The organism is Burkholderia sp. AU45388 (assembly GCF_030481585.1).
Lineage (GTDB): Bacteria > Pseudomonadota > Gammaproteobacteria > Burkholderiales > Burkholderiaceae > Burkholderia > Burkholderia sola.
Genome location: NZ_JAUJPV010000020.1, coordinates 16,754 through 35,922, shown reverse-complemented (window position 1 = coordinate 35,922; position 19,169 = coordinate 16,754). Strand labels below are relative to the sequence as shown.

19 protein-coding genes are annotated in these 19,169 nt (G+C 68.1%); 7 read left to right on the top strand and 12 right to left on the bottom strand.

The annotated features are described in order from the left end of the window. Window positions 1-55: 55 nt before the first annotated feature. From QZM72_RS26320 to QZM72_RS26300, 5 genes are all read right to left on the bottom strand, one after another. Window positions 56-694, bottom strand: a complete 639-nt coding sequence (locus QZM72_RS26320) for an aldolase (RefSeq protein WP_089470465.1) — start codon at window positions 692-694, stop codon at window positions 56-58. Continuing rightward, window positions 691-1,989 (bottom strand): 3-oxo-tetronate kinase, encoded by a 1,299-nt coding sequence (otnK, locus tag QZM72_RS26315; protein WP_301739615.1) that lies wholly within the window; start codon window positions 1,987-1,989, stop codon window positions 691-693. The genes QZM72_RS26320 and otnK overlap by 4 nt, the downstream gene beginning before the upstream one ends. Window positions 1,990-2,008: 19 nt before the next feature. After that, on the bottom strand, window positions 2,009-2,899 hold the full coding sequence (ltnD, locus tag QZM72_RS26310) for an L-threonate dehydrogenase (RefSeq protein ID WP_301739614.1): 891 nt from the start codon (window positions 2,897-2,899) through the stop codon (window positions 2,009-2,011). 58 nt (window positions 2,900-2,957) lie between these two features. Beyond that, window positions 2,958-3,662, bottom strand: coding sequence for a FadR/GntR family transcriptional regulator (locus tag QZM72_RS26305; protein WP_089470462.1), 705 nt, complete (start codon window positions 3,660-3,662; stop codon window positions 2,958-2,960). 189 nt (window positions 3,663-3,851) lie between these two features. Beyond that, on the bottom strand, window positions 3,852-4,925 hold the full coding sequence (locus tag QZM72_RS26300; RefSeq protein WP_301739613.1) for a GlxA family transcriptional regulator: 1,074 nt from the start codon (window positions 4,923-4,925) through the stop codon (window positions 3,852-3,854). A 286-nt stretch (window positions 4,926-5,211) separates the two neighbouring features. Between QZM72_RS26300 and QZM72_RS26295 the strand changes: the two genes are divergently transcribed. Genes QZM72_RS26295 through QZM72_RS26270 form a run of 6 tightly spaced genes read left to right on the top strand, consistent with a single transcriptional unit; the run spans window position 5,212 to window position 12,260 of the window. Continuing rightward, entirely contained in the window at window positions 5,212-6,597 is a 1,386-nt protein-coding gene (locus QZM72_RS26295) for an L-serine ammonia-lyase (RefSeq protein WP_089470461.1), read from the top strand. A 14-nt stretch (window positions 6,598-6,611) separates the two neighbouring features. Beyond that, window positions 6,612-7,856, top strand: a complete 1,245-nt coding sequence (locus QZM72_RS26290) for a sarcosine oxidase subunit beta family protein (RefSeq protein ID WP_006480591.1) — start codon at window positions 6,612-6,614, stop codon at window positions 7,854-7,856. Between the two features lie 22 nt (window positions 7,857-7,878). Continuing rightward, a complete protein-coding gene (locus tag QZM72_RS26285; protein WP_027808690.1) occupies window positions 7,879-8,193 on the top strand; it encodes a sarcosine oxidase subunit delta in 315 nt (104 codons plus the stop codon). Continuing rightward, window positions 8,190-11,201 (top strand): sarcosine oxidase subunit alpha family protein, encoded by a 3,012-nt coding sequence (locus tag QZM72_RS26280; RefSeq protein WP_301739612.1) that lies wholly within the window; start codon window positions 8,190-8,192, stop codon window positions 11,199-11,201. Before QZM72_RS26285 ends, QZM72_RS26280 begins: the two co-directional genes overlap by 4 nt. Further along, window positions 11,191-11,823: a sarcosine oxidase subunit gamma gene (locus QZM72_RS26275; RefSeq protein WP_089470459.1), complete on the top strand. Its 633-nt coding sequence runs from the start codon at window positions 11,191-11,193 to the stop codon at window positions 11,821-11,823. The genes QZM72_RS26280 and QZM72_RS26275 overlap by 11 nt, the downstream gene beginning before the upstream one ends. Next, complete coding sequence (locus QZM72_RS26270; protein ID WP_089470458.1) at window positions 11,820-12,260, top strand: dihydroneopterin aldolase; 441 nt, start codon at window positions 11,820-11,822, stop codon at window positions 12,258-12,260. The genes QZM72_RS26275 and QZM72_RS26270 overlap by 4 nt, the downstream gene beginning before the upstream one ends. 235 nt (window positions 12,261-12,495) lie before the next feature. Here QZM72_RS26270 and QZM72_RS26265 read toward each other — a convergent pair whose 3' ends face one another. The 7 genes from QZM72_RS26265 to QZM72_RS26235 form a co-directional block, all read right to left on the bottom strand. After that, a complete protein-coding gene (locus tag QZM72_RS26265; RefSeq protein WP_301739611.1) occupies window positions 12,496-12,894 on the bottom strand; it encodes a lysozyme inhibitor LprI family protein in 399 nt (132 codons plus the stop codon). Between the two features lie 21 nt (window positions 12,895-12,915). Beyond that, window positions 12,916-13,602, bottom strand: coding sequence for a lytic transglycosylase domain-containing protein (locus tag QZM72_RS26260; protein WP_301739610.1), 687 nt, complete (start codon window positions 13,600-13,602; stop codon window positions 12,916-12,918). Window positions 13,603-13,759: 157 nt separating this feature from the next. Beyond that, complete coding sequence (gene arr, locus QZM72_RS26255) at window positions 13,760-14,155, bottom strand: NAD(+)--rifampin ADP-ribosyltransferase (RefSeq protein ID WP_301739609.1); 396 nt, start codon at window positions 14,153-14,155, stop codon at window positions 13,760-13,762. Between the two features lie 32 nt (window positions 14,156-14,187). Then, window positions 14,188-14,955 carry an ABC transporter permease gene (locus tag QZM72_RS26250; protein WP_301739608.1) on the bottom strand — a complete coding sequence of 256 codons (768 nt, stop codon included), beginning with the start codon at window positions 14,953-14,955 and terminating at the stop codon, window positions 14,188-14,190. Next, entirely contained in the window at window positions 14,952-15,905 is a 954-nt protein-coding gene (locus QZM72_RS26245; protein ID WP_301739607.1) for an ABC transporter ATP-binding protein, read from the bottom strand. Before QZM72_RS26245 ends, QZM72_RS26250 begins: the two co-directional genes overlap by 4 nt. Then, window positions 15,902-17,080, bottom strand: coding sequence for an ABC transporter permease (locus tag QZM72_RS26240; RefSeq protein WP_301739606.1), 1,179 nt, complete (start codon window positions 17,078-17,080; stop codon window positions 15,902-15,904). The genes QZM72_RS26245 and QZM72_RS26240 overlap by 4 nt, the downstream gene beginning before the upstream one ends. Beyond that, entirely contained in the window at window positions 17,077-18,000 is a 924-nt protein-coding gene (locus QZM72_RS26235; RefSeq protein ID WP_301739605.1) for an ABC transporter substrate-binding protein, read from the bottom strand. The genes QZM72_RS26240 and QZM72_RS26235 overlap by 4 nt, the downstream gene beginning before the upstream one ends. A 165-nt stretch (window positions 18,001-18,165) precedes the next feature. Here QZM72_RS26235 and QZM72_RS26230 point away from each other — a divergent pair, with 165 nt between their 5' ends. Next, window positions 18,166-19,095 carry a 2-hydroxyacid dehydrogenase gene (locus QZM72_RS26230; RefSeq protein ID WP_301739604.1) on the top strand — a complete coding sequence of 310 codons (930 nt, stop codon included), beginning with the start codon at window positions 18,166-18,168 and terminating at the stop codon, window positions 19,093-19,095. Window positions 19,096-19,169 lie beyond the last annotated feature (74 nt).

Below are 19,169 nucleotides of genomic sequence, written 5' to 3'. Positions count from 1 at the left end.
GGCCCGCGCACACGGCGGGCAGGGAAAGCGGTGCGTCGATCCGTGCCGCGGCGCGCTACCAGCGCGCGCCGAAGCTCTGGCGCAGTTCGTCGAGCGCCGCGTCGGACAGCGGTTCCGGCTTCGGCTGCGTCATCAACCACAGCCGCGCGGTTTCCTCGAGTTCCTCGAGCGCATACGACGCGTGCGATACCGACGGTCCCCACATCACGGGGCCGAGGCGATCGAGCAGCACGCCGCGCACCCGGTCGGCCAGCGCCGCGACTTCGGCCGCGACGGCCGGGTCGCCGGGGCGGCGGTAACGGATCAGCGGAATGTGGCCGACCTTCATCACGTAGTACGGCGTGATCGGCGGCAGCACGTCGGTGTCGCGCCATACGCCGGCAAGCGTCAACGCGACGAGATGCGTCGAATGCGTGTGGACGACGCCATGCGCCGCCGCGTTGCGCGCGTAGATGCCGCGATGCAGCGCGAGCGTCTTCGACGGCTTGCCGCCCGATACGGGCTCGCCATCCGCCCCGACCTTCGCGATGTCGTTCGGGTCGAGCCGGCCGAGGCACGCGTCGGTCGGCGTGATCAGCCAGCCGTCGTTCAGGCGCGCGCTGATGTTGCCGGCACTGCCGACCGCATGGCCGCGCGCATACAGGCTCGCGCCCACCACGCAGATCTCTTCGCGCAGCTTTGCTTCGTCGCTCATCGTGCGGCTCCGTCCAGCGCGCGCAGCGCCTTGTCGAAAAATTCGGTGGTGCCGAAGTTGCCGGATTTCAGCGCGAGGCCGAGCGGCTGTGCGTCGATGGTGGCCGTGGCCGGCACGCCCGGGTCGATCTGCGCGCCGATCTGCAGCGACTTCACGTCGAGCGCCTGCACGACCGCGCCGGACGTCTCGCCGCCCGCGACCACGAACTTGCGCACGCCGAGTTCACGCAGCCCGCGGGCGATCGCCGCGAGCGTGCTTTCGACGAGATGGCCGGCCGCGTCGACGCCGAGCGCCTGCTGCACGGCCTTCACTTCGTCGGGCGCTGCCGTTGCGTAGATCAGAACGGGCTGCGGCAGGTGCGAGCGCGCGAAGGCGAGCGCCTGTTCGACGACGGGCTCGCCGCGCGAGGCCGCGAGCGGATCGATGCGGAAGCTCGGCCGCGTCGCGCGCCACGCGGCGACCTGCGCGTTGGTGGCTTTCGATGCGCTGCCGGCGAGCACGGCCGACAGCCCTTCGATGCGCGGCAGCGACGCCGCGTTGTCGCGCTCGGGTAACTGCGCCGCGCGGCGGAAATTCGCGGGCAAGCCGAGCGCGATGCCCGAGCCGCCGGTGACGAGCGGCAGGCCCGCGCACGCTTCGCCGAGTACGTAGAGGTCGCTGTCCGACAGCGCATCGGCGATCGCGAAGCGTGCGCCTTCCGCGCGCAACTGGTCGATCCGCGCCCGCACGGCGGCCGCGCCGAGCGCGATCGTGTCGTAGCGGAGCAGGCCGACCGGCGACTTCGTTTGCCGTTGCAGCACGCGCACGAGGTTCGCGTCCTTCATCGGCGTGAGCGGGTGATGCTCCATCCCCGATTCGTTCAGCAGCACGTCGCCGACGAACAGGTGGCCGCGGTAGATCGTGCGGCCGTTCTCCGGGAACGCCGGGCACGCGATCGTGAAGCCGCCGCCGGCCGCATCGAGCAGCGCGTCGGCCACCGGACCGATGTTGCCCGCGTCGGTCGAATCGAACGTCGAGCAGTACTTGAAGAAGAACTGGCGGCACCCTTGCGCGCACAACCATTCATACGCGGCGAGCGATTGCGCGACGGCGTCGGCGGCGGGAATCGTGCGCGACTTCAGCGCGACGACGATCGCGTCGGCATCGACGATCGTGTCGGCCGCGCCGTCGGCGGGCACGCCGATCGTCTGCACGGTGCGCATGCCGCTCTTCACGAGCATGTTCGCGAGATCGGTCGCGCCGGTGAAATCGTCGGCGATGCAGCCGAGCAGGGGACGGGAAGCGGAGGCGGTCATGGCGGGCACGTCGTTCGAATCAGCGGGCGGGCGGCAGCGTGATGCCGGGGAAAGTCTTGATCACGGCGGAATCGTCCTCGCCGCCGTGGCCGGCGCTCGACGCGCTCATGAACATCTGGTGCGCGGTGGCCGACAGCGGCAACGGGAATTTGCTGCGGCGCGCGGTGTCGAGCACGAGGCCGAGATCCTTCACGAAGATGTCGACGGCCGACAGCGGCGTGTAGTCGCCGTTCAGGATGTGCGGCACGCGGTTCTCGAACATCCACGAATTGCCCGCGCTGTGCGTGATCACGTCGTACAGCGCGTCGGCATCGACACCTTCGCGCAGGCCCAGCGCCATCGCTTCGGCGGCCACCGCGATGTGCACGCCGGCCAGCAGCTGGTTGATGATCTTCACTTTCGAGCCGACGCCGTGCGCGTCGCCGAGGCGGTACACCTTGCCGGCGATCGCGGCGAGCACGTCCTCGCAGCCGGCATAGGCGGCGGCCGGGCCCGACGTCATCATCGTCATCTCGCCGGAAGCCGCGCGCGCGGCGCCGCCCGACACGGGCGCGTCGAGCATCTGCAGGCCCGCCGCTTCGATGCGCGCGCCGAGCGCGACCGCGAATTCGGGCGCGACGGTCGCGCTCGCGATCACGACGCCGCCCGGCTTCATCGCCGCGACCGCACCGTGTTCGCCGAACAGCACCGTTTCCGTTTGCGCGGCATTGACGACGAGCGTGACGACGACGTCGCACTGCGCGCCGAGTTCGGCCGGCGTCGCGCAGGCGATGCCGCCTTCGGCGGCGAACGCCTGCAGCACGGTGTCGCGCACGTCGCATGCGTGAACGCGCAGGCCGGCGCGCAGCAGCGACCGTGCGACGCCGAGGCCCATCGCGCCGAGGCCGATGACTCCAACATTTCTTGACATGGTCAACCTTGATCGATTCGGGAGAGGTTCTGGACAAAGGCGGCGGGTGCCGCCGGATTCAGCAGATGCCGGCTTCCGCGAGACGGCGCGCCGCGTTGTACATGTGCGTGCGTGCCGCGTTGCGGGCGGCCATCGGGTCGCGTGCGCGGATCGCGTCGGCGATCGCCGCGTGTTCGTCGCGCACCTGCCGCGAGAAATCCTCGCGCGTCGCTTCGTTGCTGCGCGTGACCTTCACGCCGGCTTCGAGGTACTGGTTCAGGAACTGCAGCGTCTTCAGGAAATACGGGTTGCCGGTAACGGCCGCGATCGTGCGGTGGAACGCGACGTCTTCCGCGACGCCGTCGCGCCCTTCGGCCACCGCTTCTTCGATCTTGCGCAGCGCGTCGTCGATGTCGGCCATGTCGTCGTCGGTGTGGTGCAGCGCGGCTTCGGCCGCGACTTCCGCCTCGATCGCGCGGCGCACGGCGAGCAGGTGCGGCAGCGAACTTGCCTCGACGGCTTCCGCGTAGTCGATCCGCAGCGGCCGGATCGCGCCGTGCTGGTTCACGAACACGCCGCTGCCCTGGCGCGGCTCGACCACGCCTTCGTTCTTCAGCCGCGAGATCGCCTCGCGGATCACGGTGCGGCTCACGCCGAATTCCTGCGCGAGCACGGCCTCGGTCGGCAGCTTGCCGGTGGCCGAGAAGCTGCCCGCTTCGATCTGTTTGAGCAGTTGCTGCGCGACGTGGTCGCTCATCGCACGGGCGGGAATTTTCTCGAACATGGTGCTCTGGTTTGTAAGGTGATGTGGTCATCATACAAATTCGAGCGGGCATCAGCATCCCGGGATAACCCTCGTTGAAGAAGATCAACGTCGGCTAAATTGACTGAAACCGGTTCCAAAAGAATCGAAGCCGACGCAAACGTGCGTCGTTCTGCAATCGATTAGGGAGGGCGCCGGCCGCCGGGCCCGTCAGTCGGCGATGTCCTCGACCGGGTCGGCCGACGCATCGGGCATCGCGGCCACGTCGACCACGTCGCCGCCGCGCTCGCGATACGTCGCCGGCGGCACGCCGAACTGCTTGCGGAATTCGCGCCCGAGGTGCGACGCATCGGCGAATCCGCAGCTCGACGCGATATCGGCGACCGTGCGGTCCGAGCTCGTCAGCAGCCACGCGGCCGTGCGCAGCCGCACCTGTTTCGCGAAGGCCTGCGGGCTCTTGCCGGTCTCGGCCTTGAACAGCCGCTCGAGCTGCCGCGTCGACAGGTCGAGCTTGCACGCGAGTTCCTCGAGCGGCAGCGCACGCCCCACGTGCTGTTCCATCAGAAGAATCGCGCGCTTGACCTTCGGGTGCGTCGCCGGTTCGAGCCCCGGCGGATGCGGCTGCGGCGCATTGCCTTTCTGCATCTCGCCGACGAGCAGGATGCGCAGCGCCTTCTGCACGGTCGCGTGATCGAAATGGCGCAGCAGGATCGCGGCGGCGACGTCGATCGACGCGCGGCCGCCCGAGCACGTGATCCGGCGCCGGTCGATCACGAACAGCCGGTCGGCGATCAGCAGGTCGGGATCGGCGGACGGAAAGCGCTCGATGAAATCCCAGTAATGGAACCAGCTCACGCAGGTGCGGTAGCCGTCGAGCACGCCGGCGCGCATCAGCGTGAACACGCCGGTGCAGATGCCGACGACCGTCGCGCCGCCCGTCGCCGCGCGGCGGATGACCTCGAGCGTTTCAGGGCCGGCCTGCGGCCCCGAATGCAGCAGCCCGCCGACCACCACTACGTAGTCGAACGGCTCGGCCGCGTCGAACGTCTCCCACGGCGTGATCTGGATCCCGCAGCTCGCGCGCACCGGCGCGAGCGTCTCGCCGATCACGCTCCACGCGCAGCGCACGGGCTTGCTGTAGTCGCCGTCGTCGGCCGACAGCCGCAGCATGTCGACGAAGCCGGAGAAGGCCGTCAGCGTGAAGTTCGGCAGCAGCACGATGCCGAAGCGGATGCGCCGCGGCGCGGGTTCTGCGAGGGGGGAAGCGGGTACGTCGGGGGTCATCGCGGCCAATCTCGTCACGCCGGGCAGGCGGTCTCACTCGTTTCACACTGTTTGCGGGTTGCGGCTGCCGGAGGCGGCGCGGATGCAGCCAGCGTCGCCGATCGGCCGCGGCCGGACTTGTGGTTTTTCGTCGCGAACCATCGCCAAAACGCACTTTCGGGCCGGCCGGCACGGCGCTTGGCGGCGGTATCCCACGCCGATGCCGTTTTTGTTCTATCGGCCGATTTTACGCTTTGATGTACTGGGGCCCAACGACATTTCACGCATGCAACCCAAAGGAAGCCAGATGAACGTCAGCGCGTTCGACCTGTTCAAGATCGGCATCGGCCCGTCCAGTTCGCATACGGTCGGCCCGATGATCGCCGCGTGCCGCTTCGCGTCGCACGTCGAGGACGCGAACCTGCTCGGCTTCGTGCGCCGCGTGCGGGTCGAGCTGTACGGCTCGCTCGGCGCGACCGGCAAGGGCCACGGCACCGACAAGGCCGTGCTGCTCGGCCTCGAGGGCCACCTGCCGGACACGATCGATCCCGACCTGATCGAGCCGCGCCTCGCCGCGATCCGCGCGGAGAAGACGCTGTCGCTGCTCGGCAAGCAGACGGTGCGCTTCGACGAGAAGGAACACATCGGCTTCTATCGCAAGCTGATGAGCGGCACGAGCATCGTGCACCCGAACGGGATGCGCTTCCAGGCATTCGACGAACACGGCCAGTTGCTGGTCGAGAAAGAGTATTACTCGGTCGGCGGCGGCTTTGTCGTGAACCGCGACGGCGATCGTGTGAACGGCGTGCGTGCGGCGGTCGAGGTGCCGTATCCGTTCCGCACCGGCGACGACCTGATGCGCCAGTGCCGCGAGCACGGGTTGTCGATCGCCGAACTGATGCTGCGCAACGAATGCGCGCTGCGCCCCGCCGACGAAGTGCGCGCCGGGCTGCTCGCGATCTGGCGCACGATGGCCGCCTGCGTCGAGCGCGGCTGCAAGGTCGAGGGCGACCTGCCGGGGCCGATGCGCGTGAAGCGCCGCGCGGCCGAGATGAACAGCAGCCTGCGCGCGCGTTCGGAAGAGTCGCTGCGCGACCCGCTGTCGATGCTCGACTGGGTCAACCTGTATGCGATGGCCGTGAACGAAGAGAACGCGGCCGGCGGCCGGGTCGTCACCGCGCCGACCAACGGCGCGGCCGGCGTGATCCCCGCGGTGCTGCACTACTACGTGAAGTTCGTGCCGGGCTCGAACGAAGCCGGCATCGTCGAATTCCTGCTGACGGCCGCGGCGATCGGGATCATCTACAAGGAAACCGCGTCGATCTCCGGCGCGGAAGTCGGCTGCCAGGGCGAAGTGGGCGTCGCGTGCTCGATGGCCGCCGCCGCGCTCGCCGCGGTGATGGGCGGCACGCCCGACCAGGTCGAGAACGCGGCCGAGATCGGCATGGAGCACAACCTCGGGATGACCTGCGATCCCGTTGGCGGCCTCGTGCAGATCCCGTGCATCGAGCGCAACGCGATGGGCGCGATCAAGGCGCTGAACGCGTCGCGCATGGCGCTCAAGGGCAACGGCCAGCACTACGTATCGCTCGATTCCGTGATCAAGACGATGCGCGAAACCGGCGCCGACATGAAGACGAAATACAAGGAAACGTCGCGCGGCGGCCTCGCCGTGAACGTCATCGAATGCTAACGAAGGATCCAAACATGAGCCGCTACTCGATATTCAGCCTGTTCCGCAACGGCCTCTCGTATCACGAGAACTGGGAAAAGCAGTGGAAGAGCCCGGAGCCGAAGAAGGAATACGACGTCGTGATCGTCGGCGGCGGCGGCCACGGCCTCGCGACCGCGTACTACCTCGCGAAGGAGCACGGGATCACGAACGTCGCGATCCTCGAGAAGGGCTGGATCGGCGGTGGCAACACCGCGCGCAACACGACGATCGTGCGCTCGAACTATCTGTGGGACGAATCGGCCGCGCTGTACGAGAAGGCGATGAAGCTGTGGGAAGGGCTGTCGCAGGATCTCAACTACAACGTGATGTTCAGCCAGCGCGGCGTGATGAACCTCGCGCACACGCTGCAGGACGTGCGCGACACCGAGCGGCGCGTGAACGCGAACCGGCTGAACGGCGTCGACGCCGAATTCCTGACGCCCGCGCAGATCAAGGAAATCGAGCCGACGATCAACCTGAACAGCCGCTACCCGGTGCTCGGCGCATCGATCCAGCGCCGTGCGGGCGTCGCGCGCCACGACGCGGTGGCCTGGGGCTTCGCGCGCGGCGCGGACCGCGCCGGCGTCGACATCATCCAGAACTGCCAGGTGACGGGCATTCGCCGCGAAGGCGGCGCGGTGGTCGGCGTCGATACGGTGAAGGGCTTCATCAAGGCGAAGAAGGTCGCGGTGGTCGCGGCCGGCAACACGACGACGCTCGCCGACATGGCCGGCGTGCGTTTGCCGATCGAAAGCCACCCGCTGCAGGCGCTGGTGTCCGAGCCGATCAAGCCGGTCGTCAACTCGGTGATCATGTCGAACGCGGTGCACGCGTACATCAGCCAGTCCGACAAGGGCGACCTCGTGATCGGCGCCGGTATCGACCAGTACACGGGCTTCGGCCAGCGCGGCAGCTTCCACATCATCGAAAGCACGCTGCAGGCGATCGTCGAGATGTTCCCGGTGTTCTCGCGCGTGCGGATGAACCGCCAGTGGGGCGGCATCGTCGACGTGTCGCCGGACGCGTGCCCGATCATCACCAAGACCGACGTGAAGGGCCTGTACTTCAACTGCGGCTGGGGCACCGGCGGCTTCAAGGCGACGCCCGGCTCGGGCTGGGTGTTCGCGCACACGATCGCCCGCGACGAACCGCATCCGCTGAACGCGCCGTTCGCACTCGACCGTTTCTACACGGGCCACCTGATCGACGAGCACGGCGCAGCCGCCGTCGCGCACTAACCGCACTGAAGGAGAAAGAAACATGTTGCTGATCGAATGTCCGTGGTGCGGGCCGCGCGCCGAATCCGAGTTCACGTGCGGCGGTGAAGCCGACATCGTGCGCCCGGTGGCGAACGAGACGATGACCGACCGCGAATGGGGCGAATACGTGTTCATGCGCGAGAACAAGCGCGGGCTGCACAAGGAGCAATGGCTGCATACGCAGGGTTGCCGCCGCTGGTTCAAGGTCACGCGCGACACGGTGACCTACGATATCAAGGGTTACGAAAAGTTCGGTGGGGCCGCCAACCAGGGCGCCGCTGCCGGCAACGCACACGAAGAGGGCACGAGCAAATGAGCCAGAAAGACCGCCTCGGCACCGGTGGCCGCATCAATCGCGCGATTCCGCTGACGTTCACGTTCAACGGCCGCACGTATCAGGGCTTCCAGGGCGATACGCTCGCGTCCGCGCTGCTCGCGAACGGCGTGCACTTCGTCGCGCGCAGCTTCAAGTACCACCGCCCGCGCGGGATCGTGACGGCCGACGTCGCGGAACCGAACGCAGTCGTGCAGCTCGAGACCGGCCCGTACACGGTGCCGAACGCGCGTGCGACCGAGATCGAGCTGTATCAGGGCCTCGTCGCGACGAGCGTAAACGCCGAGCCGACGCTCGAGAACGACAAGTACGCGATCAACCAGAAGTTCTCGCGCTTCATGCCGGCCGGGTTCTACTACAAGACCTTCATGTGGCCGCGCAACATGTGGCCGAAGTACGAAGAGAAGATCCGCGAAGCGGCCGGCCTCGGCAAGGCGCCCGAGGTGCTCGACGCCGATCGCTACGACAAGTGCTACGCGCACTGCGACGTGCTCGTGGTCGGCGGTGGCCCGTCGGGCCTCGCCGCCGCGCATGCGGCCGCCACGGCCGGCGCGCGCGTGATCCTCGTCGACGACCAGCGCGAACTCGGCGGCAGCCTGCTGTCGTGCCGCGCGGAGATCGACGCGAAGCCCGCGCTGCAATGGGTCGAGAAGATCGAGGCCGAGCTGCGCAAGCTGCCCGACGTGACGATCCTGTCGCGCAGCACCGCGTTCGGCTATCAGGACCACAACCTCGTGACGGTCACGCAGCGCCTGACCGATCATCTGCCGGTATCGATGCGCAAGGGTACGCGCGAGCTGCTGTGGAAGGTCCGCGCGAAGCGCGTGATCCTCGCGACCGGCGCGCACGAGCGGCCGATCGTGTTCGGCAACAACGACCTGCCGGGCGTGATGCTGGCGGGCGCGGTGTCGACCTACGTGCATCGCTTCGGCGTGATGCCGGGCCGCAACGTGGTCGTGTTCACGAACAACGACCGCGCATACCAGACCGCGCTCGACCTGAAGGCGTGCGGCGCGAAGGTGACGGTCGTCGATTCGCGCGCGTCGTCGAACGGCGCGCTGCCGGCGGCGGCCAAGCGGCAGGGCGTGACGGTGATGAGCGGTGCGGTCGTCACGGCCGCTTCGGGCAAGTGGCGCGTATCGTCGGTCGACGTCGCGTCCTACTCGAACGGTCAGACCGGCGGCAAGCTGCAGACGCTACCGTGCGACCTCGTCGCGATGTCGGGCGGCTTCAGCCCGGTGCTGCACCTGTTCGCGCAGTCGGGCGGCAAGGCGTGCTGGAACGACGAGAAGGCGTGTTTCCTGCCCGGCAAGCCCGTGCAGGCGGAAGCGAGCATCGGCGCGGCGGCCGGCGAATTCGGGCTCGCCCGTGCGCTGCGCCTCGCGGTCGATGCGGGCGTGGAAGCGGCGAAGGCGGCCGGCTTCACGGCCCCGCAGCGCCCGGCCGCGCCGCAGGTCGCCGAAGCCGTGGAAGGTGCATTGCAGCCGTTGTGGCTCGTCGGCAGCCGTGAAGCCGCGGCGCGCGGGCCGAAGCAGTTCGTCGACTTCCAGAACGACGTCGCGGCGGCCGACATCCTGCTCGCCGCGCGCGAAGGCTTCGAGTCGGTCGAGCACGTGAAGCGCTATACGGCGATGGGCTTCGGCACCGATCAAGGCAAGCTCGGCAACATCAACGGGATGGCGATTCTCGCGGGCGCGCTCGGCAAGACGATCCCCGAAACGGGCACGACGACGTTCCGCCCGAACTACACGCCCGTGTCGTTCGGCACGTTCGCGGGCCGCGAGACGGGCGATTTCCTCGACCCGATCCGCAAGACGGCCGTGCACGAATGGCACGTCGAGCACGGCGCGATGTTCGAGGACGTCGGCAACTGGAAGCGGCCGTGGTATTTCCCGAAGAACGGCGAGGATCTCCATGCGGCGGTGAAGCGCGAGTGTCTCGCGGTGCGTAACAGCGTCGGCATTCTCGACGCGTCGACGCTCGGCAAGATCGACATCCAGGGCCCGGACGCGGTGAAGCTGCTGAACTGGATGTACACGAACCCGTGGAACAAGCTCGAAGTGGGCAAGTGCCGCTACGGGCTGATGCTCGACGAAAACGGGATGGTGTTCGACGACGGCGTGACCGTGCGCCTCGCCGACCAGCATTTCATGATGACGACCACCACCGGCGGCGCGGCGCGCGTGCTGACGTGGCTCGAACGCTGGCTGCAGACCGAATGGCCCGACATGAAGGTGCGGCTCGCGTCCGTCACCGATCACTGGGCGACGTTCGCGGTGGTCGGCCCGAAGAGCCGAAAGGTCGTGCAGAAGGTGTGCCAGGACATCGACTTCGGCAATGAAGCGTTCCCGTTCATGAGCTACCGCAACGGCACCGTCGCCGGCGCGAAGGCGCGCGTGATGCGGATCAGCTTCTCGGGCGAGCTGGCCTACGAAGTGAACGTGCCGGCGAATGCGGGCCGCGCGGTGTGGGAAGCGCTGATGGCGGCGGGCGCCGAGTTCGACATCACGCCGTACGGCACCGAGACGATGCACGTGCTGCGCGCGGAGAAGGGCTACATCATCGTCGGCCAGGATACCGACGGCTCGATCACGCCGTTTGACCTCGGGATGGGCGGTGTCGTCGCGAAATCGAAGGACTTCCTCGGCAAGCGCTCGCTGTCGCGCTCGGATACGTCGAAGGAAGGCCGCAAGCAGTTCGTCGGCCTGCTGACCGAAGACGAACAGTTCGTGCTGCCGGAAGGCGCGCAGATCATCGCGAAGGACACGCAAGTGTCGGCAACCGATCCGACGCCGATGATCGGCCACGTGACGTCGAGCTATTACAGCCCGATCCTGAAGCGCTCGATCGCGCTCGCGGTGGTGAAGGGCGGCCTGAACAAGATGGGCGAGAGCGTCGTGATTCCGCTGGCCAACGGCCGCCGCATCACCGCGAAGATCTCGAGCCCGGTTTTCTACGATACCGAAGGGGTGCGTCAGCATGTGGAATGAAACGAGAAACCAGACGCAGGTGGCGGGCGCGGGCGGCGTGACGCTTGAATCGCCGTTCGTCGGTGCGGCCGACGTGCTGAAGCCGCACCAGGCGCGCGCTTCGAAGAAGTTCACGCTGCGCGAGCGGCCGTTCCTCGATCTCGTCAACGTGCGCGGCGAGTTGAGCGACCCGGCATTCGTCGCCGCGTTCGAGCGCGTGGTCGGCTGCCGGCCGCCCGCGGTGCCGAACACGGTGGCGCGCGGCGCCGAGTACGACGTGCTGTGGCTCGGCCCCGACGAATGGCTCGTGCGGTCGAACGGGCCGGTTCAGGCCGGCGTGCTCGAAGCGAAGCTGGCGGAAGCCGTGCAGGGCTTGTACGCGGCGGCCGTCGACGTCGGCAGCGGCTACACGGTCGTCGAGATCACCGGCGAACGCGTGCGCGACGTGATCGCGCGCGGCTGCCCGCTGGATCTGCATCCGCGCGTGTTCAAGCCGGGCCAGTGCGCGCAGTCGCACTACTTCAAGTCGCCGATCACGCTGATCCCGACCGGCGACGACACGTTCGAAATCGTCCTGCGCCGCAGCTTCGCCGACTATTTCGTGCGCATCATGCTCGACGCCGCGGCGCCGCTCGCATCATGAAGCCGTTCGACGAACCGTTCGTGGCGATCGACGCGCCGCGCCTGCGCGGGCGCGGCTGGAGCGTGTTCGTCGACGAACTGAAGGTGCCCGCGCGGATCGGCATTCATGCGCACGAGCATGAAGCGCCGCAGCCGATCGTGATCGATGCGCGGCTCGGGTATCGCTGCGAGCCGAGCGAGCAGGGCGAGTGGATCGACTATGACGGCTACTGCGCGCGCGTCGCGTCGTTCCTGTCGAACAAGCCGCATACGCGGTTGCTTGAAACGCTCGTGGCCGATCTCGCGGTGCTGTCGTTCCGCGAATGGCCGGCGCTGGAATCGCTGACGCTGTCGGTGCACAAGCCGAAGATCCGGCCGGGGACGAAGCGCGTGGGCGTGTCGCTCGACTGGACGCGCGGCGATTACCTGCGGTGGACGGGGGCCGCGGGGCAGCTTTGATCAAAGGGGGCTGGATCAAGGCACGAGGGAGGTGATCCGGCGGTTCCATGGGGCGGCGGCGCGAAAGCCCCCCCCCACACGGTTAAACTTCCAGAAAAATAAGAAAAAAAGGCCCCCCCCGGCCATTGAGTCGTTTGTTCCTGAAATGCCGGAACAATTCGATGCTGCATCGGCACCGGTCGCTGGCGTGCGCGTTGCGTACGGGAACGACGGGCGACACGGGACGGGCGGCAGTTCAGTTCGGCTGCGTCAACTGGGCTTCCCACTTCTTCAGGATGCGCACGCGTGCCTGACTGAAATCCACCCAACAGCTCAGCCAGGCGTCGCTCGGCATCGTTTGCTGCGGATTGGCGGTTTTCACGTAGTCGCACGTATCGCCGGCAAAGGCGGCCCAACTCGTTTGCGATTTCGCGAGCTGGGCGGCAGCGTCGGGATTGCGTTGTCGCAGTGTGCGCGCAAGCGACCGGTACGCGCTGTCGACTTGCTGCAGCTGCTGATCGAGCACGCAACGTCGCACGGCTTCCATCGTCGGCCCGGCCTGTTCGCAGTCGACGGCGGCGAACGCCGATACAGGGCCGGCCGACAGCGCGGCAATGGCGAACAGCCGGGCTGCGCAGCGACGGGCCGAAGCCATGCGAACGCGGGCGCCCATTGCTTACTTCGCGTTGCGGTTAGCGGCGGGCGCGGAGCCGGACGGATCGCTGACCGGCACCATGTGCGCCTTCTCGTCGTTCCCGGTATTCGCGCTTTTCGCATCGTCGTCGGGTTCGAGCACGAACCGGAACGAATCGACCCGCTGCATCACTTTCGCCGCATACGCACTGGATCCGCCGCTGTAGCTTTTCAGCCCGGCCTGCACGTTGCCGCCGGCTGCTTTCACATAGCCTGACAGGATCCGCGAACCGACCTCGACGTTCGCATTCGGCTCGGTCAGGTCCTTCACGTCGCGCAGCATACCGCGGTGTGCGGACGGCACGACCTGCATCAAACCGGTCGCGCCATGCTGGCCGCGTGCCTTTTCCTGGAAGCGCGATTCGATCGAAATAATCGCGTAAACGAGTGCCGGCGGCAGCGAATATTTCGTCGCGGTGACGCTCACGATATCGGCGAGTTTCGCGGCCTTTTCTCTTGCGACGCCGAATTTCTTGGTCAGGTAGGACGTGATGCGGCGGTTTGCTTCGTTAGGCTGATCGTTGGCGTTCGCGAGCGGTGCGGACGCGACAGTCGGCGTCGATGCCAGTGCGTCGGGCGCGGAGGCATGCAATGCGGGCGCCTGCTGCGCCGCGGCCTGTTGCGCAATGCCGAGCGAAAGCACGATCAGCCAGAAGAACCGTCGTCGCATGGTCGAGTGCGGGGAAATGGGAGGCGCATAGTATATCGGCCAATCGCGGCGAGTGGTCGAGCACCGGCTCGAATGAAAGCGACGTGTAGGCTTGTCACTTTCGCGATGATCGACGCGCCGATCGTTGCGCGGACACGCATCGGAGTCCGCATGAACGCTAGTTGATGATCTCGCCAATGCCGGTTTCGATCCGGCTTCTGAGCTGCTGGATGAATGCCGGATCGTAGGGTTCCCAGCTATCGAGTTCGCCGACGATCTTCAAAGGCGAGGTGCTCCGATACGATCGCGTCGGATTGCCGGGGAATTTCTTGTCCGTGACGTTCGGGTCGTTTTCGAATTCGCCGGTGGGCTCGACGATGTAGACGCGCGGCCGGCCTTCGCCTCTGGCCATTTCCGCAGCCAGGCCGGCGCCTTTGGGCAGCGCCGTGAAATAAATGTGATTCATCACGACGTCATGCCGATAATTCGATCTGAAGCCTGCCGTCAGCAAGTCGCCGATCCGCAAATCCGCTTTCGTGCCATGAAAAAACGGGCCGGTGTCCAAGGCAGCCATGGTTTCTCCTTCGAAGAATTTCGCACCGGCTGCTACGCGCGCCGCGCGCTCGCCACCCGCGCGATCGCGCCGATCGCATCGCTGACGAGCACCGCGAGCAAGCCGACGATCACGCCGCCTTGCAGCACGAACGCGGTGTTCGACGTCTGCAGGCCCGCGATGATCACGTCGCCGAGCCCGCGCGCGGCGACCGTCGAGCCGATCGTCGCGGTGCCGAGATTGATCACGACCGCGAGGCGGATGCCGTTGACGATCACCGGGAACGCGAGCGGTAGCTCGACGGATACCAGTTGCTGCCAGCCGCTCATCCCCATCCCGCGCGCGGCGTCGACGACGTCGCGCGGCACGTCCTCGATCCCCGCGATCGTGCTTTCGAAAACCGGCAGGAGCCCGTACAGCACGAGCGCGATCAGGACGGGCTTCAAGCCGAAGCCGACGGCCGGCACGGCAAGCGCGAGCACGGCGACCGGCGGGAAGGTCTGGCCGATGTCGACGACGCTGCGCGCCACCGGCAGGAAATCCGCGCCGAACGGCCGCGTGACCGCGATGCCGGCCGCGACCGCGACGATCGTGCCGATCAGGCTCGACAGCGCGACCGTGCCGAGATGGGCGAGCGTGAGATCGAGCAGGCTCGCGCGATCGTAGATCACCGGTGCGCCGTTGTCCGCGAACGGTGCGAACAGGCCCTGCAGCCACGCGGGGCGCAACAGCAGCACGAGCAGCAGCGCGAGCGCGGCCGCGCGGGCGACGTACGCGGGAAACGAAGACCGCTTGGGCCGCATGCTGCCGTGCGTCGTCATGCGGGCTGCCTCGCGTGCGAGCGGATCGCGTCGAGCGTGATGCGGCGGGGGCCGTGTGCGTGGCGGTTGCCGTCGGCCGTATCGTCGACGGGCAGCGCATCGACGCCGCGCCACAACAATTCGGACACCGCATCGCGCAGCGTGCGCGTCGCCGCGATCGGTTCGCCGTCGGCGTGGCCGGCTTCGGCCACGGCGTCGATCGGCGTGAGCGCGAGCAGGCGCAGCGGCCGGTCGACGCCCGCGACGAGCTGTTCGACCACACCGGCCGCCGGCTTGCCGAGAATCTCGGCCGGCGACGCGACCTGCAGCAGCCGGCCGCCGTCCATCACCGCGATCGTGTCGCCGAGCTTCAGCGCTTCCTCGATATCGTGCGTGACGATCACGACCGTGATGCCGAGGCGGCGCTGCAGCGCGAACAGGTCGTCCTGCGCCTTGTTGCGGATGATCGGGTCGAGCGCGCCGAACGGTTCGTCCATCAGCAGCATCGCGGGCTCGGCCGCAAGGGCGCGCGCCACGCCGACGCGCTGCTGCTGGCCGCCCGACAGTTCGTGCGGCAGCTTGCCCGCGAATTCGGCCGGCGCGAGATGGAACAGGTCGAGCAGTTCGTTCACGCGCGCGTCGATGCGCTCGGCCGGCCAGCCGAGCAGGCGCGGCACGGTCGCGATGTTGCGCGCGACGCTCCAGTGCGGAAACAGTCCATGCCCCTGGATCGCGTAGCCGATGCCGCGCCGCAACTGCTCGGGCGCGACGGTCGCCGTATCGACGCCGTCGATGCGGATCGTGCCGCTGGTCGGTGCGATCAGCCGGTTGATCATGCGCAGGAGCGTCGACTTGCCGCTGCCCGAGGCGCCGACGAGCGCGGTGATCGTGCCGCGTTGCATCGTCAGCGATACGTCGTCGACGGCGACCGCGTCGCCGAAGCGTTTGCCGACTCGTTCGATCTCGATCATCCTGCACGTCCCTTCGCGAGCGACGTCGCGGCTTCGAACACGACGGCGGCCGCCAGTGCGAGCGCGATCGTCGGGATCGCGCCGAGCAGCACGAGATCGGCGGCCGATTGCCCGATCCCCTGGAAGATGAAGGTGCCGAACCCGCCGCCGCCGATCAGCGCGGCCACCGCGGTCAGCCCGATGTTCTGGACGAGCACGATGCGCACGCCGCTCAGGATCACCGGCAGCGCGAGCACGAGATCGACGCGCAGCAGCCGCTGCGCACGCGTCATGCCCATCGCGCGCGCGGCTTCGGTCACGTGCGGCGGCACCTGTTCGAGCCCGACCACGACGCTCGAGGCGATCGGCAGCAGCGAGTAGAGGAACAGCGCGAGCACGGCCGGCGCGACGCCGATCCCGCGGATGCCGAGCGCGGCCGCGAGCGGCACGTGCGCGGCGAGCAGGCCGAGCGGCGCCATCATCAGCCCGTACATCGCGATGCTGGGGATCGTCTGCACGATATTGAGCACGGGCATCGCGACGGTGCGCACCGTCGCGACGCGCGCGCAGGCGATGCCGAGCGGCACGCCCGCGACGAGCGCGGCGGCCACCGAGCCGCCCGCGAGCGATACGTGACGGATCGCTTCGCGCCAGAAATCGTCGCTGCGCACCGCGTATTCGCGCATCACGGAGAGGCCGTCCCACCAGCCGCTCGCGAGCGGCACCGAAACCGCCGCTATCGCGACGGCGAGCGCGGCGAGGCGCCGCCACGGGCCGAACGCGAGGCGCGCGAGCGCGTCGGCGATCAGCACGGCCCACGCGAACAGCAGCAGCCAGACGCCGGCGTCGGGCGACACGCGGGCCAGCATGTCGTCGGGCGCGACGACGTGCGTTGCCGCCGCGCCGACCGCATACGCGAGCGTCGCGAGCCCCGCGCAGCCGGCCGCGAGCCGCCACACGGGACGGCTCGCCGTCATCGCCCACAGCGCGCCGACGGTCCACAGCGCGGCGAGCGCGGCGCCCTGCATGGCGGGCAGCGCGGCGAACACCGACAGTCCGGTGCCGGCCGCTATCCGGTTCGGCCGCAGGACCGCGAACGACAGGCCGAACACCGCGACGATCGTCAGCATGCCGATCAGGATGCCGACCTTGTCGAGCGTGACGCGCCGCGCGGACGCCGCCGCGCGCGCCGTCATTTCACGAAGCCCTTCGCTTTCAGGTAGCTTTTCGCGACGCCGGCCGCCGGCTCGCCGTTGAGCTGGATGCGGGCGTTCAGCGATTGCAGCGTCTTCAGGTCGAGGCTCGCGAATACGGGCTTCAGCAAGTCGGCGATCTGCGGATGCGCTTTCAGCGCGGCTTCGCGGATCACCGGCGCCGGCGCGTAGACGGGCTGCACGTGCTTGTCGTCGTCGAGCACCGCGAGGCCGCTCGATGCGATGCCGCCGTCGGTGCCGTAGACCATCGCGGCGTTCACGCCGTCGGTCTGGTTCGCGGCGGCCTTGATCGTCGCGGCCGTGTCGCCGCCGGACAGCACGACGAGCTGCTCGGGCTTCAGCTTGAAGCCGTACGCCTTCTCGAACGACGGCAGCGCGGACGCGCTGTTCACGAATTCGGCCGAGGCCGCGAGCTTCACCTTGCCGCCGCCGGCTACCCACTTGCCGAAGTCGGAGAAGGTCTTCAGATGCTGCGACTGCGCGACGGGCGCGATCAGCGCGACGCCCCACGTGTTGTTCGCGGGCGCCGGTGCGAGCCATACGAGATGGTTCGCCGCGTAGTCGAGTTTCTTCGCGGTGTCGTAGCCTTGGCTCGCGTTCTTCCACACCGGATCGTCGGCCTTGTTGAAGAAGAACGCGGCGTTGCCCGTGTATTCGGGGTAGATGTCGATCTCGCCGCTCGTGAGCGCCTTGCGCACGATCGGCGTCGTGCCGAGCGCGATCTTCTCGGTGACGGGAATGCCGTGGGCCTTCAGCACCTGTGAAATGAGGTTGCCGAGCAGGTTGCCTTCGGTGTCGATCTTCGACGACACCACGACGGGCGTGTCGGCGTGCGCGCCGGGCGCGACGATCGCGGCGGCGAACGCGAGGCCCAGGATCCGGGCGGGCAGGGCGAGCTTCATCGGGGCCAATCTCCAGGACGGGGGCGTACGCCGAAAGTTACTTGACTGAGCGGGCTTTGGCAAACCGCGTGCGGCGGCGTGTCCACAGCCGATGTGGGGATAACCCGCAACCGTCGCACGGGCTTGTTACACTGAAATTCACCCCGCCTGCGGACACTTGCTGACATGAAGCCCGAGCTGCTGGTCCTCATCGCACTGCGCGGCGACGCGCATCGCGAGATCGCCGCGTCGTTCGACGTGCGTTACGCCCCGACTTCCGATGCGCGCGAACGCGCGATCGCCGAGCACGGCGGCACGATCCGCGCGGTGCTGACCAACGGCAGCACGGGGCTGACCGCCGTCGAGATCGACCGGCTGCCGCGGCTGACCTTCGTCAGCGCGCTCGGCGCGGGCTACGAGCACATCGATGTGGCCCACGCGAAGGCGCGCGGCATCACCGTGGTCACGGGCGCCGGCACCAATGACGATTGCGTCGCCGATCACGCGTTCGCGCTGCTGCTCGCGGCGGTGCGCAACGTCGTGCAGCTCGATGCGAAGACCCGCGCGGGCGTGTGGCGCGACGGGCTGTCGATGCCGCCGAACGTGTCGGGCAAGAAGCTCGGTATCGTCGGGCTCGGCAAGATCGGCGAGAAGTGCGCGCGTCGCGCAGCCGGCTTCGACATCGAGATCGGTTATCACAACCGGTCGGAGAAGCCCGTGCCGTACCGCTATTTCGACCGGGTCGACGCGCTCGCGCAGTGGGCCGATTTCCTGATCGTCGCGACGCCGGGCGGCGCGGGCACGCGGCATCTGATCGATCGCACCGTGCTCGACGCGCTCGGCCCCGGCGGCTTTCTCGTCAACGTGTCGCGCGGCAGCGTTGTCGATACCGCTGCTTTGGCAGACGCGCTGCGCGAGCGGCGCATCGCGGGCGCGGGGCTCGACGTATACGAAGGCGAGCCGGAGCCGCCGCGTGCGCTGACCGATCTCGACAGCGTCGTGCTGACGCCGCACATGGGCGGCTGGTCGCCCGAGGCGCTCGATCGTTCGGTGGGGCAGTTTCTCGAGAACGCGGCGCGGCACTTCGCGGGGCAGCCGGTGTTGACGCCGGTGTGAGCGCCGGATGGCGGCGTCGAATCAGTCCGCCTGCTTGCAGAATGCTTGACAGAAATCCGGCGGGTTCGCCGGCT

What these genes read in the sequence shown, in the direction of transcription:
- QZM72_RS26300 (WP_301739613.1), bottom strand. Translation starts at nt 4,925, where the DNA reads ATGACCCCCGACGTACCCGCTTCCCCCCTCGCAGAACCCGCGCCGCGG.
- QZM72_RS26305 (WP_089470462.1), bottom strand. Translation starts at nt 3,662, where the DNA reads ATGTTCGAGAAAATTCCCGCCCGTGCGATGAGCGACCACGTCGCGCAG.
- QZM72_RS26290 (WP_006480591.1), top strand. Translation starts at nt 6,612, where the DNA reads ATGAGCCGCTACTCGATATTCAGCCTGTTCCGCAACGGCCTCTCGTAT.
- arr (WP_301739609.1), bottom strand. Translation starts at nt 14,155, where the DNA reads ATGGCTGCCTTGGACACCGGCCCGTTTTTTCATGGCACGAAAGCGGAT.
- QZM72_RS26235 (WP_301739605.1), bottom strand. Translation starts at nt 18,000, where the DNA reads ATGAAGCTCGCCCTGCCCGCCCGGATCCTGGGCCTCGCGTTCGCCGCC.
- QZM72_RS26275 (WP_089470459.1), top strand. Translation starts at nt 11,191, where the DNA reads ATGTGGAATGAAACGAGAAACCAGACGCAGGTGGCGGGCGCGGGCGGC.
- QZM72_RS26230 (WP_301739604.1), top strand. Translation starts at nt 18,166, where the DNA reads ATGAAGCCCGAGCTGCTGGTCCTCATCGCACTGCGCGGCGACGCGCAT.
- QZM72_RS26240 (WP_301739606.1), bottom strand. Translation starts at nt 17,080, where the DNA reads ATGACGGCGCGCGCGGCGGCGTCCGCGCGGCGCGTCACGCTCGACAAG.
- otnK (WP_301739615.1), bottom strand. Translation starts at nt 1,989, where the DNA reads ATGACCGCCTCCGCTTCCCGTCCCCTGCTCGGCTGCATCGCCGACGAT.
- QZM72_RS26285 (WP_027808690.1), top strand. Translation starts at nt 7,879, where the DNA reads ATGTTGCTGATCGAATGTCCGTGGTGCGGGCCGCGCGCCGAATCCGAG.
- QZM72_RS26320 (WP_089470465.1), bottom strand. Translation starts at nt 694, where the DNA reads ATGAGCGACGAAGCAAAGCTGCGCGAAGAGATCTGCGTGGTGGGCGCG.
- QZM72_RS26260 (WP_301739610.1), bottom strand. Translation starts at nt 13,602, where the DNA reads ATGCGACGACGGTTCTTCTGGCTGATCGTGCTTTCGCTCGGCATTGCG.
- QZM72_RS26280 (WP_301739612.1), top strand. Translation starts at nt 8,190, where the DNA reads ATGAGCCAGAAAGACCGCCTCGGCACCGGTGGCCGCATCAATCGCGCG.
- QZM72_RS26250 (WP_301739608.1), bottom strand. Translation starts at nt 14,955, where the DNA reads ATGACGACGCACGGCAGCATGCGGCCCAAGCGGTCTTCGTTTCCCGCG.
- QZM72_RS26270 (WP_089470458.1), top strand. Translation starts at nt 11,820, where the DNA reads ATGAAGCCGTTCGACGAACCGTTCGTGGCGATCGACGCGCCGCGCCTG.
- ltnD (WP_301739614.1), bottom strand. Translation starts at nt 2,899, where the DNA reads ATGTCAAGAAATGTTGGAGTCATCGGCCTCGGCGCGATGGGCCTCGGC.
- QZM72_RS26295 (WP_089470461.1), top strand. Translation starts at nt 5,212, where the DNA reads ATGAACGTCAGCGCGTTCGACCTGTTCAAGATCGGCATCGGCCCGTCC.
- QZM72_RS26245 (WP_301739607.1), bottom strand. Translation starts at nt 15,905, where the DNA reads ATGATCGAGATCGAACGAGTCGGCAAACGCTTCGGCGACGCGGTCGCC.
- QZM72_RS26265 (WP_301739611.1), bottom strand. Translation starts at nt 12,894, where the DNA reads ATGGCTTCGGCCCGTCGCTGCGCAGCCCGGCTGTTCGCCATTGCCGCG.